This window comes from Thermodesulforhabdaceae bacterium (assembly GCA_037482015.1).
GTDB lineage: Bacteria > Desulfobacterota > Syntrophobacteria > Syntrophobacterales > Thermodesulforhabdaceae > JAOACS01.
The window spans coordinates 360,682-375,063 of sequence record JBBFKT010000001.1 but is presented as its reverse complement, the minus strand read 5'-3'; the positions used below and the strand labels follow the sequence as shown (position 1 = coordinate 375,063).

17 protein-coding genes and 2 tRNA genes are annotated in these 14,382 nt (G+C 43.8%); 10 read left to right on the top strand and 9 right to left on the bottom strand.

Annotated elements, in window-relative coordinates; translation table 11 throughout:
* The 3 genes from WHS38_01740 to WHS38_01730 form a co-directional block, all read left to right on the top strand.
* The coding region (locus WHS38_01740) for a hypothetical protein (protein MEJ5299690.1) at positions 1 to 405 on the top strand (405 nt) is incomplete at its 5' end.
* A gap of 17 nt (positions 406 to 422) precedes the next feature.
* A complete protein-coding gene (locus tag WHS38_01735) occupies positions 423 to 815 on the top strand; it encodes a hypothetical protein (protein MEJ5299689.1) in 393 nt (130 codons plus the stop codon).
* Between the two features lie 19 nt (positions 816 to 834).
* Positions 835 to 1,131, top strand: coding sequence for a hypothetical protein (locus WHS38_01730; protein MEJ5299688.1), 297 nt, complete (start codon positions 835 to 837; stop codon positions 1,129 to 1,131).
* A gap of 137 nt (positions 1,132 to 1,268) precedes the next feature.
* Here WHS38_01730 and WHS38_01725 read toward each other — a convergent pair.
* A tRNA-Glu gene (locus tag WHS38_01725) sits at positions 1,269 to 1,344 on the bottom strand.
* Between the two features lie 14 nt (positions 1,345 to 1,358).
* Positions 1,359 to 1,432, bottom strand: a tRNA-Gln gene (locus WHS38_01720).
* Positions 1,433 to 1,722: 290 nt separating this feature from the next.
* Here WHS38_01720 and WHS38_01715 point away from each other — a divergent pair.
* The 4 genes from WHS38_01715 to WHS38_01700 are packed head-to-tail and all read left to right on the top strand — an operon-like array spanning position 1,723 to position 5,568.
* Complete coding sequence (locus tag WHS38_01715) at positions 1,723 to 3,156, top strand: CoA-binding protein (GenBank protein ID MEJ5299687.1); 1,434 nt, start codon at positions 1,723 to 1,725, stop codon at positions 3,154 to 3,156.
* Positions 3,157 to 3,175: 19 nt separating this feature from the next.
* Entirely contained in the window at positions 3,176 to 3,832 is a 657-nt protein-coding gene (locus tag WHS38_01710; protein MEJ5299686.1) for an acetate--CoA ligase family protein, read from the top strand.
* Between the two features lie 44 nt (positions 3,833 to 3,876).
* Positions 3,877 to 4,491, top strand: a complete 615-nt coding sequence (locus WHS38_01705) for a nitroreductase family protein (protein MEJ5299685.1) — start codon at positions 3,877 to 3,879, stop codon at positions 4,489 to 4,491.
* A gap of 9 nt (positions 4,492 to 4,500) precedes the next feature.
* A complete protein-coding gene (locus WHS38_01700) occupies positions 4,501 to 5,568 on the top strand; it encodes a KamA family radical SAM protein (GenBank protein MEJ5299684.1) in 1,068 nt (355 codons plus the stop codon).
* Here WHS38_01700 and WHS38_01695 read toward each other — a convergent pair.
* Positions 5,555 to 6,652, bottom strand: coding sequence for a CDP-alcohol phosphatidyltransferase family protein (locus WHS38_01695; protein ID MEJ5299683.1), 1,098 nt, complete (start codon positions 6,650 to 6,652; stop codon positions 5,555 to 5,557). The genes WHS38_01700 and WHS38_01695 overlap by 14 nt on opposite strands.
* A gap of 450 nt (positions 6,653 to 7,102) precedes the next feature.
* Here WHS38_01695 and WHS38_01690 point away from each other — a divergent pair, with 450 nt between their 5' ends.
* Positions 7,103 to 8,128 carry a site-specific DNA-methyltransferase gene (locus WHS38_01690; GenBank protein MEJ5299682.1) on the top strand — a complete coding sequence of 342 codons (1,026 nt, stop codon included), beginning with the start codon at positions 7,103 to 7,105 and terminating at the stop codon, positions 8,126 to 8,128.
* A 38-nt stretch (positions 8,129 to 8,166) separates the two neighbouring features.
* Here the strand turns inward: WHS38_01690 and ruvB are convergent, their stop codons facing one another.
* The 6 genes from ruvB to WHS38_01660 form a co-directional block, all read right to left on the bottom strand.
* On the bottom strand, positions 8,167 to 9,186 hold the full coding sequence (gene ruvB / locus WHS38_01685; protein ID MEJ5299681.1) for a Holliday junction branch migration DNA helicase RuvB: 1,020 nt from the start codon (positions 9,184 to 9,186) through the stop codon (positions 8,167 to 8,169).
* A gap of 26 nt (positions 9,187 to 9,212) precedes the next feature.
* A complete protein-coding gene (gene ruvA, locus WHS38_01680) occupies positions 9,213 to 9,812 on the bottom strand; it encodes a Holliday junction branch migration protein RuvA (GenBank protein MEJ5299680.1) in 600 nt (199 codons plus the stop codon).
* The gene (ruvC, locus tag WHS38_01675) at positions 9,809 to 10,312 is read right to left on the bottom strand and encodes a crossover junction endodeoxyribonuclease RuvC (GenBank protein MEJ5299679.1); all 504 of its coding nucleotides are present in this window, start codon (positions 10,310 to 10,312) and stop codon (positions 9,809 to 9,811) included. Before ruvC ends, ruvA begins: the two co-directional genes overlap by 4 nt.
* Entirely contained in the window at positions 10,309 to 11,058 is a 750-nt protein-coding gene (locus tag WHS38_01670) for a YebC/PmpR family DNA-binding transcriptional regulator (protein MEJ5299678.1), read from the bottom strand. The genes ruvC and WHS38_01670 overlap by 4 nt, the downstream gene beginning before the upstream one ends.
* Before the next feature lie 65 nt (positions 11,059 to 11,123).
* Positions 11,124 to 11,759 (bottom strand): RlmE family RNA methyltransferase, encoded by a 636-nt coding sequence (locus WHS38_01665; protein ID MEJ5299677.1) that lies wholly within the window; start codon positions 11,757 to 11,759, stop codon positions 11,124 to 11,126.
* 205 nt (positions 11,760 to 11,964) lie between these two features.
* Entirely contained in the window at positions 11,965 to 12,927 is a 963-nt protein-coding gene (locus WHS38_01660; GenBank protein ID MEJ5299676.1) for an aldo/keto reductase, read from the bottom strand.
* Between the two features lie 134 nt (positions 12,928 to 13,061).
* On the opposite strand from WHS38_01660, the gene WHS38_01655 reads away from it, so the two are divergent.
* Together WHS38_01655 and WHS38_01650 are read left to right on the top strand one after the other, a co-directional pair.
* Positions 13,062 to 14,057: a DUF4388 domain-containing protein gene (locus WHS38_01655; protein MEJ5299675.1), complete on the top strand. Its 996-nt coding sequence runs from the start codon at positions 13,062 to 13,064 to the stop codon at positions 14,055 to 14,057.
* A gap of 119 nt (positions 14,058 to 14,176) precedes the next feature.
* Complete coding sequence (locus tag WHS38_01650) at positions 14,177 to 14,365, top strand: hypothetical protein (protein ID MEJ5299674.1); 189 nt, start codon at positions 14,177 to 14,179, stop codon at positions 14,363 to 14,365.
* Positions 14,366 to 14,382: the final 17 nt, after the last annotated feature.

The window sequence follows — 14,382 nt, the reverse complement described above, 5'->3', positions numbered from 1 at the left end:
AAAACGGCTTTCGAAAAAGGAATAATCTGTATAATCCTAACAATTTCTTTGCTTGCCATTTCCTCCTTCTGTTTCGCGGGAGAAGTTCCTTTTACCCTTGAAGACAGGGACAGATTGATAAAGCTGGAAACAAAAGTAGAAGAAGGATTTAAGAACATAAATCAGAGAATAGATGCTCTGGACAAGAGAATAGACGGGCTACAGGGGCTAATGTATGTGGTTATAAGCGGGATTTTCATTCTAATAGGCTTTGTCATATGGGACAGACGGACGGCTCTCGCCCCAGCAATAAGAAAGAACAAAGAACTGGAAGAACGGGAAGAAAAAATTGAAAAAGCCTTGAAAGAACTTGCCAAGAAGGATCCTACTGTCGCCGAAGTTTTAAGAAATGTGGGACTTTTGTAGAAACAAAGGAGCTGGTTATGAATAGAAAAATGGCTTTTGAGAAAGGAATAATCTGCATAATAGTAACAATTTCTTTGCTTGCCATTTCCTCCTTCTGTTTCGCCGGAGAAGTTCCATTCACACTCGAAGACAGGGACAGACTGATAAAGCTGGAAACAAAGGTAGAAGAAGGGTTCAAAGCTGTAAATCAGAGAATAGACGGGCTACAGGGGCTAATGTATGTGGTTATAAGCGGGATTTTCATTCTAATAGGCTTTGTCATATGGGACAGGCGGACGGCTCTCGCCCCAGCAATAAGAAAGAACAAAGAACTGGAAGAGCGAGAAGAAAAAATTGAAAGAGCCCTCAAAGAACTTGCTAAGAAGGATCCTACTGTCGCCGAAGTTTTAAGAAATGTGGGGCTCTTATAACCATATATGGTGGATAAACATGGGAATCTTTAGATGGCTTTTAAGATTTTTCACCGACAATCTTGATGATTGTGAAATAAATGGAACTGACGCCCTACCTACTGATTACTCGACCTCAAATACTGGACCAATAGTAAATCCGGCAACTGGTCTTCCAATGATCAGTGGAACAGGAGGCGTTGACGTTGAAGGAAACCCATACGGATTTGATTTGAGTCATGACAACACATTTGATACCGAATCCAACTCTGATTACATAAACAGTGGATTTTATGATCCATTCGGCAATGATGATGGTTTTAATTCATCGCTGTAGTAAAAGTGGTTGAAGAACTTACTTACCTGCTCTTCTAACGCCCATCAATAGAAATTCAGCAAGGACGCTATCTATCCCCATTACCACAAAAACTAAAAGCCCTGACTTACGAGCCAGGGCTTGATATCTTGTTCTGGTGGTAGTCCCAACGGGACTCGAACCCGTGTCTCTGGCGTGAGAGGCCAGTATCCTAGACCGCTAGACGATGGGACCACAATGACAAATAATGGCTGGGGGACTAGGATTCGAACCTAGACTAGCGGATCCAGAGTCCGCCGTCCTGCCGTTAGACGATCCCCCAACCATTTACAATAGATTTCATACCAGAAGCCCCCAAGAATAGTCAAGCACTTATTGACAATGTGCCAGTAAAGCAATACCGACTTTCGATTCACCTAAAGGCGGCAGGACACTGGGCTTGACAAATACAGGCTTTAAGACTTTCCAGGAGTTCTGAACAATCTGCGAGCAACTGTGCAACAATGCTCACGATTTGACTCCTTTTAGCATTTCCGTTGACCGGATTGGTCAAAAGGCGTATTAGATCTAACACAAGAGTCAACGAACCAACCCCCCAGAAGGAACATTGCCATGACCAAGCTTTCTTCCGTAATGAAAGAGAAATTAAAAAAGGCTCTTTATGCAAAAAGTATAGCCCTGGTAGGCGCATCGCCGGATCAACTCGCCGTAGGATTTGGGACTCTTTACAATATTCTCAGATGGCCATTCAAGGGCTCGGTTTTCCCAATAAATCCGAAATACGATTCCATAATGGGTATAAAGTGTTATAAAAGCCTTGAAGAAATTGTTCCCCCACCGGATTTGGTGGTTTTCCTTGTGAATCATCGTCTTGCTCTCGAAATGATACCCACAGCCGCAAGGCACGGCTGCTCTGCAGGAATCATTGTGGCAGGAGGATTTAAGGAGATAAGCGGAGAAGAAGGTAAAAGTTTAGAAAAAGCCCTGGTAGAAAGCGCAGTTAAACACGAATTTCCCATTATAGGACCAAATACTTTGGGCTTTTGCAATTTCCTGGATGGCATTCATGCTATTTTTGCTCACCTGGATGTTTCCCCTAAGCCTCCCATTTCCCCATCCATAGCAATTTTGTCTCAGAGCGGTGGTGTTGGGCTTACCATCGCATCAAATATAAAGAGTCTCGGTATAGAACCGGCTTTTTTCATAGGGGTAGGCAACCGTTCTGTCGTGGATTTCGAAGACTACATTTCTATTCTTCGGGAAGATAACCGTCTCACAACATTTTGTTTATTCATAGAAGGCATGGAATATCCCCGTGGACTTTATGAAGTCCTCGCAGAAATCAACTCGTCTCACCATGTGGTTGTTTACAAAGCGGGAAAACATGAAGCCGTAACTAAAGCCACTGTGACTCACACCGGCGCTATGGCTGGAAATTATGCGCTCTACCGAGCCATGTTTGAACAGTGCGGTGCCGTAGAAGTAGAATCAGCTCGTGATGTTGCAGTAGCAGCCAAAGCCTTAAGTATGGTGCCACTTCCTAAAGGGAACAAGCTGGCAATTATGACATTCACCGCAGGTCCCGCCATCGTTGCCATGGATAGAACTGTCAGAGCAGGATGGAATCTTGCTCCACTTTCTCAGGGTTTGTTGAATCGAGTAAGGAAAATCATAGGAGAGAATACCCCTGTTGATTTGCAGAATCCTTTAGACTTAACAGGACCAGGCTTTGTCCCAAACACCTACGCATCGGTAATGGAACAGGTGCTTCAAGAGGATTTTGACGCATATCTCTTTATCTGGGGCATAAACCCGCTCATTCGACCACCCATAATGGAATGGAAAGCCTTTAGAGAACGCTATCCAGAAAAATCCATGATCTTTGTTATGATTGCTCACGCTGAGGAAGGGGTTCCGCTTCTAAGAGAAATGGCTCGTCTGGGACTATGCGGATATCTTACCCCGGAAGATGGAGCTCTAGCTTTGAACAGCCTTCTGAAAAGGGCTTTCAGGCGTGGAATAATTAAGCTTGATCAAGAACTATAAAAAACGAGGTGGGCAACAAATGGCTCTAATATTAGACATGCTGGAAGCAAAAAAAATGCTCGCCGATGAAGGATTTCCGGTTGTTCCTTCCCGTGCCGTTAAGACCTGGGAGGAAACCAAAGGAGAAGCTGACAGATTGTCCTACCCGGTCGTTTTGAAGCTGGTATCTCGCCGTTATTCTCACAAAAGTGATATTGGAGGAGTTAAAGTTGGCATATCTTCAGAGGAAACCCTCAAAGAAGCATTCTCTGAGCTTGACCATCTCCGCAAACATCTTGATCCCGAAGCTCAAATTGTCATTGAACCCATGGCACCTAAAGGAGTGGAATTTTTTGCGGGATTTATAAGAGACGCTCAATTCGGACCCGTGCTCAGCTTCGGACTTGGGGGCATCTTTGTTGAATTATTCGAAGAAGTTAACTTTCTTCTGCTGCCTGCTTCCGAAAGAGATATCCTCTCCATGTGCAGAAAAATGAAAGGCTGGGAAAAGCTTAAACGAGGCTTTAGACATCTACCACCCGTAGAAGAAAAGATGGTAGTTCAGTTCCTGAACCGATTTTCTAAATGGGCTTACGAAAAACCATCCTTCAAAGAAATAGACCTAAATCCCATAGTTGCAACCCAGGATGAGGTTCTTGTGGTTGATGCTAGAATTGTTATCCTTAATGAGATATAAAGATCGTTACCATCACGAAAGCAGCCTGGAAAGCGAGGAAGAAAATGAAGAGCGTCAGAGAAATTGCCGAAAAAAGGCGAGCAGTTAACTTTTTCGATTCTTCGGTTGCCATAACCGATGATGATTTAAGAAAAATCTACGAGACCGCTCGACTTGCACCTTCTTCCTTTAATCTTCAGCCATGGCGGGTCATTGTGGTAAGAACGCCTGAGAAAAGAGCCCAACTGAAAGAAATGGCAATGAATCAGCCGAAAGTTACAGAAGCGTCAGCAATTCTTGTGTTTGTAGGGCGAGGTAAAGCTTACGAAACCGACATTGATAAGACTCTTCAGGATAGAATTGCAAAGGGCTACATGTCGGAACAGGCTGTGGACAAAGTTAAGGAAGCTGTGCGCAGACTATACGAAGGACGAGAGATAGCCTTTGCATCAAGAAATGTGGGGCTCTTTGCCATGTTATTTATACTTGCTGCGGAAGCCGAAGGCTGGGACACTCACCCCATGGATGGATTTGATGTGGAAAAAGTCAAAGAGTTTTTAGAACTTGGGGATGGAGAATTTCCCGTTATGATGGTCGCTTTAGGCAAAAAACGACCGGATGCAACGCTTCTACCAAGACCTGAAAGAAAAACTTTTGAAGAAGTCTTTACGGTGGTCTGATAGTCATCAATGATTACGGCACCTTCTGAACCAGGTTTTACCGTAAAGAAGCTGTTGCGTCTGGTCTGTTCCAATCTAGCCCTAAGAGAAGTTCACAAAAAATACCCTTTTAAAATCACATCTCATCTTTCATCTCTCATGGAGTCGCTTGAAGACCCTATAGGAAGGCAATTTATCCCAACCGAACTGGAACTAACAGAAGACGGTGGGCTGGAAGATCCTCTGGGAGAAGAACATCTCTCGCCGGTGCCAAACCTTGTGCACCGCTATCCTGATAGAGTTTTGTTTCTTGTAACATCCCAATGTGCTGCACGATGCCGCTTCTGCACAAGAAAACGGCTCTGGAAACACAAAATCGATCTTTCAGAAAAGATCATTTCGGCTGTGACCGATTACATAAAAAAACACTCCGAAGTAAGGGATGTGCTTATTTCCGGAGGCGATCCTCTTCTTCTGGAAGAAGAAACCCTTGAGCGAGTTCTTCGCTCCTTACGTTCCATAGATCATGTAGCAATTCTACGAATTGGAACAAGGCTTCCGGTAGCCGATCCCAAAAGAGTGACGCCGTCAAAAATTGCTCTACTAGCCTCACACCAGCCTCTTTATGTCAACATACATGTGAACCATCCTCTGGAACTCTCAACACCCACAAGAGAGCTATTAGAAGCTATGGCCTCGGCAGGAATCCCTCTTGGCAGTCAGACAGTTCTCCTAAAAGGCGTAAATGACGACCCGGAAACGCTCAGAGAGTTATTCCTGCTTTTACTGAAACACAGAGTGCGCCCCTACTATCTTTTGCAGATGGATCTTATGAAAGGAACGGCTCATTTTCGAACTCCGGTAAGTCGTGGGCTTGAGATTCTTCAGGCTCTACGTCACAGGCTTTCAGGCATAGGGATCCCGCACTTCGTTGTGGATCTTCCCGGAGGTGGAGGCAAAGTGCCCCTGGTTCCATCTGCCATCGTGGACGTTACAGAAAAGGAACTCATACTGAGAAACCGCCTTGGAAGACTCTCAGCCTATCCTCTAGAACAGGGAGAGAAAAATAAAATAGTGAGGCTGCTTACGCCTTTTTAAAAACCTCTTTTCTCAATGCCAGTTCGACAATCCAGTAAACATGAACCCCTACAAGGCTTAACCAGATAAAAACCTTCAGTGCATCAAACAGAGCAAGCACAAAAAGAAAAATGGTATAGTCTCTGTGATTTATCTTGGTGAGCCATTCGGAGACGGCGGATTTCCCATAAGAAGTTTTTTCCGGCGCACGTTCGTGAATGGTATAAGCTATAAGTATTCCCACGACGATAAATAAAGCTAGCAAGAAGGCTAAGAAAGGTCTATCGCCGTATTCTCTTACAATGAGCGCCGTAAAGACCGTAAGATTTGAGAGATTTCCAAGGACTGTGTCCAATTTCTTCCCCTGAGGCGATTCCTTCATGGCAACTCGAGCAAGACTTCCGTCGGCACAATCCAGCACCCAGGAAAAGACCAGGACGAGAGTAGCCAGAATGCCCAGAAGATAAGACTTAAAGAGAAGTAAAAAACAACCGGCTAGGTTAACTCCAAAACCAAGCCAGGTTATCGTATTAGGATGGATGCCTTTGTTAGCACAAAATCTGAGAAACGGCAAAAGTTTACGTCTTACCCAGACGACATGCGGTCGGTCAGATGGTTTGCCGGCTAATTCCAGAATTCCCTTTTCATCCCATGATGGAACTGGCATCAAATGAGACGGAACATGCTCAATAACTTCAATCTCGGGAAAATTCGCCGAAGTAGCCCACAGACTTTCCCATAAGCCGTAAGAGCAAGAAGCTATAATGGGCTTATTGTTTTCAATACAAATGCTTCCCTGATCACGGGAGTTCATAATTTTATCAAACCAGGAAAGAAGTTCTGGTTTCCAGATAAATCCGCCTTTGATTATAAGGATCGGTTCTGATCGATCCGGTTCATCATCCCAGGGCAGGCGTCTCAGAAGCCGACGCACCAGATCATCTTCTATTACAGGCTCCGGAAACAACCTAAGATGTCTAATGCCAGCTTTTTGCAAAGTTACTACCATCCGTTCAAAAGCAGATTTTCCAAAAGTCTCGTGATGGAGCCACGCCCAGCCGTATTCTGAATCATCCGGATAAATAATAGCATACTGCCATCGCATTAGAGTTCTCCTCTATGTTATTAATCACTGTCCCTCTGAGTTTATGCCTTGCTAAACAGCTTGCATATATAGCTTAAACCGATCAAGAATGATAGATTTTACGCCACACCCTGTCCCACCAAACATAAGAAAAGCAAGAGATTGCTCGAAAAATTTTTTCTAGCAGTTTTTGCAATAGGTCCAATTGGGATAGGGGCGGTCAGTTTGACCGATCCCATCCCACACCATCCGGCATGCGGGTCCGCACCGGGCGGTTCGAGAAGTGCATGTAGGGGCGACGCATGCGTCGCCCCTACATTTTGGTGAATAACATATTGGGTCGTTTCCTAGTTGTCCGCGGAAATTTTCGAGCACCTGGAAAACATTGACCATACATAATGCTCAAAGTAAAATTTGCGTGGGCGACGTCTAGCTCTTGAAAAAAGCCTAAGTGGAATACTCGATCCGAAAATGCAAAATAAAACTGATCAAACCAAACAACGGGCATCACGGAACAAAACTATAACTTTGACCGAGGAAGAGCTTAACTACTATCGTCGTCGGCTTATAAGACTCAACAGTCCGGCAACTCTGGAAACTATACTGGACAAAACCATTCATCAGGATCTATTTGAAATTTTGGAATGGTTGCCTTCCAACACGGTCGATCTTCTTTTTGTTGATCCCCCATACAACCTTTACAAATCCTTCAACGGACATAAGTTTACCGAAAAACCTCTGGAACTTTATGAACAATGGCTGGATTCCTGGCTTTCAAAACTCGTTAAAGTCTTAAAAGACACGGCTTCTGTCTATATTTGCGGAGATTGGCGTTCATCATCAGCCATCCACCGGGTGGGAGAAAAATACTTCAAGGTTCGCAATCGCATCACCTGGGAACGGGAAAAAGGCAGAGGTTCAAAAGCCAACTGGAAGAATTGCTCTGAGGATATCTGGTTTTTCACGGTTTCTGATACCTACACTTTCAATGTTGAAAGTGTAAAACTGGTGCGGCGAGTCATTGCTCCTTATACAACTGAAGAAGGGGAACCGAAAGACTGGATCGAGACTAAAGCTGGAAGATTTCGATTAACCTATCCTTCCAACATATGGACGGATATTACTGTGCCCTTTTGGTCAATGCCTGAAAACACCGAGCATCCCACTCAAAAGCCAGAAAAATTGCTCGCCAAAATTATACTTGCAAGTTCAAATCCCGGGGATGTTATTCTCGACCCCTTTCTCGGTTCCGGCACAACAAGTGTAGTAGCATCAAAACTGGGACGTCATTACATCGGCATTGAAATTGATGAACACTATTGCTGCATTGCAGAAAAAAGAATCGATATGGCTAAAATGTGCAAAGACATTCAGGGCTATTCGGATGGTGTTTTCTGGGATAGAAACATATTAAACAAGAGTGGACGATGCTTGCCAGATATTCAAGTTATAAATGCTGGAGTCACTAACAGTCAGGTGGAACAAAGTGAGGCTTGAGCAGGAAATCCACAAATATCCAGCCTGATGTAAAAATCTCACCATATTGTTAATTGCTTTCCTGTGATTTTCTGTTTTCCAAAATGTTCGTAAGCTTTTCTGGTCGCTACTCGGCCTCGAGGTGTCTTTCTAATATATCCCTGCTGGATAAGATAGGGTTCGTAAACATCTTCTATAGTGCCCTTTTCTTCTGAAAGTGCTGCTGCCAGAGTTTCTATCCCCACAGGACCTCCGTCGTAATGATCGATAATTAGCTGAAGGATACGCCGATCCATAGCATCAAATCCCTTTTCGTCCACATCCAGGAGTTCGAGGGCTTTTCTAGCAACATCTTCTGTTATAACTCCCTGGGCTCGCACCTGGGCAAAGTCCCGGACTCGCCTGAGAAGCCTGTTAGCAATTCTGGGAGTTCCTCTAGATCGCCTTGCAATCTCCATCGCTCCGGCTTCTTCGATAGCTATTCCTAAAATACGAGCAGATCTAAGGACAATCTGCTTAAGCTCTTCAGGCTTATAAAAATCGAGCCTCAGTATCACTCCAAAGCGATCCCTGAGAGGGGGCGACAAAAGCCCTGCTCGAGTAGTTGCGCCAACAAGAGTAAAGGGCGGAAGATCCAGCTTTATCGAACGAGCGGAAGGTCCCTGACCGATAATAATGTCGATCTGAAAATCCTCCATTGCTGGATACAAAATTTCTTCTACGGTGGGATTCAATCTATGAATTTCGTCTATAAAGAGAACATCTCTTGGTTCCAGGTTAGTTAATATAGCGGCAAGATCCCCGGGACGTTCTATAACAGGACCTGAAGTGGCTCTAAGATTTACCCCCAATTCATGACTTATAATTGTTGCAAGAGATGTTTTGCCTAACCCGGGGTAACCATGAAGAAGAACATGATCCAGAGCTTCACCGCGCTGTATTGTCGCTTCGATAAATACTCTAAGAGATTCTTTTATCTCCTCCTGCCCGATGTAATCCGACAACCTTCTGGGTCTAAGGTTTTGTTCTACAACAAGATCTTCTTCACGCGGTTCCGGGGTGATTAATCTATTTGTCATATTCTTATATCCCCACCCATAAGCTCTTAACCTGCCATTACTCTTAGAGATGCTTTCAGAAGATCTTCAACCGAAGCCGTATCGCCCACCTTTTTCCTTGCGGTTGCAAGAGCTCTTTCTGCTTCTTGAGATTTATATCCAAGCTGAATCAAGGCGGCAAAGGCTATCCCATAAGGAGATGTTTCTTCCATTTCCACAACATCGCTAAAAGATTGCATTTCCGGCGGTTTCAGTCTGTGTTTCATTTCAAGGAGAATACGTTCTGCTGTCTTCTTTCCAACACCTGGTATCTTCTGAAGACGTCCCACATTGTGTTCGTAAACGGCTCTCGCAAGCTCATCAGGAGCAATACCGGAAAGGATAGTTAGAGCAAGCTTCGGACCTACGCCGTTTATTGCGATAAGGTCAAGAAAAGCTTTTTTTTCTTCCAGAGTCTTAAACCCGTATAGTTGCAGAACATCTTCTCGAACATGGGTATAAGTATAAATCAACACTTCCTGGCCGAGTTCTGGAAGACTGTAAAAGGTATGAAGAGAAATTGCTATGTCATAACCAATACCACTAACGTCCACTACAGCGGAGGAAGGAGTTTTGCTGGTTAAGGTTCCCTTAACATAAGCTATCATGATTTGATTCCAAGCGTTTTTAGTCTGAACATGTTGAGATGACAGATGGCGACGGCCATGGCATCGGCAGCGTGAGAATCCACGGTATCCTTTACCGCCAAAAGACGCCTTACCATGGCAATCACCTGATCTTTTGTAGCTCTTCCATATCCTACCACGGCCTGTTTAATTTCGAGAGCCGAATAAGCAAAAACCGGAATGCCGGCGTTTACAGCCGCAAGTATAGCCGCTCCCCGAGCTTGACCTAGCTGGAGTGCACTTCTGGGATTATGAGCAAAAAAGACATCTTCCACCGCTACCCCTTCAGGTTTTGTGCGGGCTATAATCGCTTCAAGTTCTCGATAAATCAACCCCAGGCGGTCAGGAAGCGACATACTTCTGGGTATCTTTATTGTTCCGTAATCTATGGCCTTGAAGTGTTGATCTTTAAACTTAACAAGCCCATAGCCTGTATAAAGCGAACCGGGATCTATACCGAGCACACATTCGCAGCACATCATGCCAGAGACTTCAAGATTTCATCAGGAATATCGAAGTTTGCATAGGCGTTCTGGACATCATCGTGATCTTCCAGCATCTCCATAAGGCGAATAACCTGCTGAGCCTGCTTAGGGTCGTCGATACGAACGGTAGTTTGAGGTATCATAGTAATCTGAGCAAAAAGGTATGCCATTGAGCGATTGTCGAAGACCTGTTTGACTGCGTTAAAATCGGAAACCGTGGTTGTCACCTCTATCTGATCACCTTGATCTTTTACATCATCAGCCCCTGCTTCTAAAGCCACTTCCATAATCTGATCTTCAGAATACTTGTCTTTTGGAAACACAATAAGACCTTTCTTTTCAAACATCCACGATACACAGCCAGCTTCTCCCAGGTTACCTCCATTTCTCGTAAAGATATTTCGAAGCTCACTTATCGTTCTGTTTCTGTTATCGGTCATAGCCTCCACAAGAACAGCAACTCCTCCTGCGGCATAACCTTCACAGGTAATTTCTTCATAAGTTTCCCCTTCAATTTCTCCAGTGCCTTTCTTGATAGCGCGGTCAATTGTATCTTTAGGCATATTTTCGGCTCTCGCTGCCGAAATGGCTGCTCTGAGCCTTGGATTCGATTCGGGGTTTCCACCTCCCAAACGGGCAGCGACCATTATTTCCCTGATAAGTTTGGTAAATATTTTGCCTCGTCGCGCATCCTGAGCAGCCTTTCTGTGTTTGATGTTTGCCCACTTGGAATGTCCAGCCATAGTTTTCGCCTCCTTACCTTTTATGTTTTGATGCTGTGCTTGTTATGAAATCGGTTAAAGTTCTATTATTTTCTGCACATCGCCAGGATGTAAACTTCTTTGCTTTCCTTGCGTGACGCCATAGGCTTCACTATTTTGACTTTTTTGAAGTATTGCTTAATAGTTTGAATGAGTCTAGGAGTGTCCTCTCCCTGAAAAATTTTAGCGAGAAAGTGTCCCCCCGGCTTAAGCACTTTCTTGGTCAGTTCAAAGGCTTGCTCAACAAGATAGGCAGATCTTGCCGAATCGGCATGTTTATTTCCGATAGTCTCAGGCGCCATATCGCTCATAATTACGTCGAAAGCATCAAATTGACTGGCAAGACCTTCGATAAACTCCTGATCCCTCATATCTCCCTGAATAACATGCACATGAGAAGGGAACGGATGATCAATGGGTTGAAGATCCACTCCAACCACGTATCCTGTCTCACCCACAACACTTGCTGTAAATTGAAGCCATGAACCCGGCGCCGATCCAAGATCAAGAACCTTCATACCCTTAGCTAAGATACCGTATGATTTCTGAATCTCCATCAGCTTGTAAACAGCTCTACTGAGATATCCTTCTTTCTTGGCTCTGTGAAAATAATGATCCTGATAGGGTTGATTCCCCGAACCTGACCGCCCTCCCCCACTGTGGCACTTCTTGCATCGACTCATAACAGTTTTGAGTTACCACTCCTATTCGCTTTGTTTTCCATAAAAATATTGCGTTTTCTCTATAACAAAGAGACCATGCTTTGTAAACGCAAACCGAGACTACCTATAAATCCCAAGACACTACACAATGTATATCTAAAAAATGGAGACAAAGTCTGTTCTAAGAATGCTTATAACTCAAAGGAAAATTTTTTAGTTGCACTCCTTAAGACAACGAAGAAAGAACCCTTTCGATGAAAACCATATCCTTTTCTTCTATTTCCCATCCGATAGCACCACAATTTTCTCGAGCCTGTTGAGGATTCCTGGCTCCGGCAATGACTGTAGTCACTCCAGGCCGTTGGAGAGCCCACCTGAGAGCAAACTGCGCCATTGTTTTTCCGTATTTCCTTTCGGGATCTATCTCCCGGCGAATAGTTTCAATAACCTGCACATATTGTTGAAAAGCCGGTGATTTGAACTTGTCGTCATGTCGCCTTAAATCACCTTTAGGAAACGTTTCAGTGCCCTTGAATTTACCTGTAAGAAGTCCTCTACAAAGTCCACCATAAACAAGGGTTGGAATTCCGTGCTTTATACAGTAAGGAAGGATTTCCTTCTCGGCTTCCCGTTCAAACATGTTATAGGGAGGCTGTAAACTATGGACAGGACCTACACTAATACAGCGATCTATCTGATCGGGGGCAAAGTTCGATAAACCTATAAACCTGATTTTCCCTGCATCCCGAATTTTTACAAGTATTTCCATAGAATCTTCAAAAGGAGTCTGTTCGTCTGGCCAGTGAATCTGGTAAAGATCAATTAGATCAACACCGAGTCTTTTCAGACTCTGATCAACTTCTTCAGCCAGCCTTTCGGGGCGAGAGTTTCTACGAATTCGTTTTCCGCCTTCGTCCCATTCAAGGCCACCTTTTGTAGCAATAACAACATCTTCTCGCTTTCCCCAGGTTTTTATGGCCTTTCCCACAATTTCCTCAGCTCTGCCAAAACCGTAGATGGGAGCAGTATCGATAAAGTTTATGCCATTCTCAAAAGCAGTAATTATAGCCTTAAGAGACTCATTTTCATCCGAACCGCCCCATGCCCATCCACCCGTCACCCAAGTTCCAAAAACCAATCGCGAAACCTTCAATCCTGTGTTGCCGAAAATTACATATTCTCCACCCATGCTTTTTGCTCCTAGCGTAACCAAACTGTAAAAAAGCGATTCCCAACTCTTGCTGATTTGAACATACCGATGTTATTATTATCATGTTAATAAAGCTAAGTCACCATGTTCACTTTGCAAAAAGGGGACATACAATGGAAACCCAGGCTCAGGGATTCAGAGGAAGTATAGTAGGAATTGGGTTGCACGACATAATTCAGCTAATTTGCACATCTACTACAGAAAATCTCAAAATCAAAGTAAGAAGCGATACAAGCGAAGGAGCTATTTGCATATCCAGCGGGCAGATTCTTCATGCTCAGACCCTAGAAAAAGAAGGCGAAGATGCTTTTTATGAGATTCTTTCCTGGCAGAACGGGGAATTTAATGTAGTGCCAACAGAACCGGAAATGATAGGAAAGATATCAATCCACAAGCCATGGCAGCAACTTATTCTTGAAGCGGCTCGCTTAAAGGACGAAGGTCACCTGAAACCTCAGGAACAGTCAAAATTAACAGTTTACTGCGAAAAGTGCGAAAAAAGGTTTTACATTCCATCAGACCGAATCCCGGCCGGCAAAAAAGTGCGTGTGCGATGTCCAAATTGTCAAAACACGATTGAACTGGTGCGAGATGAAGATATCCTGGAAGGATTCGAAGTAGAAATTGAACGGTGGAAACGAGAAGAAACTTCGATTGAGGAGCTTTTTCTTGATGGGCGAGAAGGGGTACTCCTGTGCTCATCGGATGAACAGTCTATTCAGCAAATTTCTAAATTCCTCAATCAGGAAGACTACAACATAAAAGTTGCCCGAACCGGAAGAGATGCATTCAAATATCTTCAGGGAGGATCTTTCCAAATAATCATTATTGATGAAACTATAGGAAAAACAGAACAACATGAATACAATATCCTGCTCTACTATATGCAAAAACTCCCCATGAATATAAGACGTCGCTTTTTCATTTGCTTGTTAAGTAGCTCTATGAAAACGCGAGACAAATGGGCAGCCTTTCGACTTGGAGTGGACTTGGTGGTGAACAAAAATTCTTTCGAAGTGATAGATGAGCTTTTGCATTACTCACTAACTCAAAAAAAACGTTTTTATGCACCATTTTTAGAAGAACTTCAGATATTGAGGGCAAGCTAACAATGTGGAACAAGATGTTTTGGAAAAGTAAGAACTATAAAGGCGGAAAACATGCTCGTTGGCGACTACAAAGCTGTATTGAAACGATTTTAGACTTAAGCGATCGTTTAGGAGAAGGAATGATAAGAGCGGAAATTGTAGAGCATTTTAAGAAGCTCAGAAATTCCTTCGCTTTTCTTGAAGATGACATGGTAGATGAAAAAGAAATAAGCCGAATAGAAGAAGCAACAAATCAGCTTCTTGAAGAGGTTGGCAAGCTCTACGACGAAAGTGTAATGAAGCAACTTTACGACATCCCAAAACATTAGATTATTCCAGCGGAGGT

Coding starts and splice junctions, on each gene's coding strand:
- WHS38_01735 (MEJ5299689.1), top strand. CDS start 423: ATGAATAGAAAAATGGCTTTTGAGAAAGGAATAATCTGCATAATAGTA.
- WHS38_01730 (MEJ5299688.1), top strand. CDS start 835: ATGGGAATCTTTAGATGGCTTTTAAGATTTTTCACCGACAATCTTGAT.
- WHS38_01715 (MEJ5299687.1), top strand. CDS start 1,723: ATGACCAAGCTTTCTTCCGTAATGAAAGAGAAATTAAAAAAGGCTCTT.
- WHS38_01710 (MEJ5299686.1), top strand. CDS start 3,176: ATGGCTCTAATATTAGACATGCTGGAAGCAAAAAAAATGCTCGCCGAT.
- WHS38_01705 (MEJ5299685.1), top strand. CDS start 3,877: ATGAAGAGCGTCAGAGAAATTGCCGAAAAAAGGCGAGCAGTTAACTTT.
- WHS38_01700 (MEJ5299684.1), top strand. CDS start 4,501: ATGATTACGGCACCTTCTGAACCAGGTTTTACCGTAAAGAAGCTGTTG.
- WHS38_01695 (MEJ5299683.1), bottom strand. CDS start 6,652: ATGCGATGGCAGTATGCTATTATTTATCCGGATGATTCAGAATACGGC.
- WHS38_01690 (MEJ5299682.1), top strand. CDS start 7,103: ATGCAAAATAAAACTGATCAAACCAAACAACGGGCATCACGGAACAAA.
- ruvB (MEJ5299681.1), bottom strand. CDS start 9,186: ATGACAAATAGATTAATCACCCCGGAACCGCGTGAAGAAGATCTTGTT.
- ruvA (MEJ5299680.1), bottom strand. CDS start 9,812: ATGATAGCTTATGTTAAGGGAACCTTAACCAGCAAAACTCCTTCCTCC.
- ruvC (MEJ5299679.1), bottom strand. CDS start 10,312: ATGATGTGCTGCGAATGTGTGCTCGGTATAGATCCCGGTTCGCTTTAT.
- WHS38_01670 (MEJ5299678.1), bottom strand. CDS start 11,058: ATGGCTGGACATTCCAAGTGGGCAAACATCAAACACAGAAAGGCTGCT.
- WHS38_01665 (MEJ5299677.1), bottom strand. CDS start 11,759: ATGAGTCGATGCAAGAAGTGCCACAGTGGGGGAGGGCGGTCAGGTTCG.
- WHS38_01660 (MEJ5299676.1), bottom strand. CDS start 12,927: ATGGGTGGAGAATATGTAATTTTCGGCAACACAGGATTGAAGGTTTCG.
- WHS38_01655 (MEJ5299675.1), top strand. CDS start 13,062: ATGGAAACCCAGGCTCAGGGATTCAGAGGAAGTATAGTAGGAATTGGG.
- WHS38_01650 (MEJ5299674.1), top strand. CDS start 14,177: ATGATAAGAGCGGAAATTGTAGAGCATTTTAAGAAGCTCAGAAATTCC.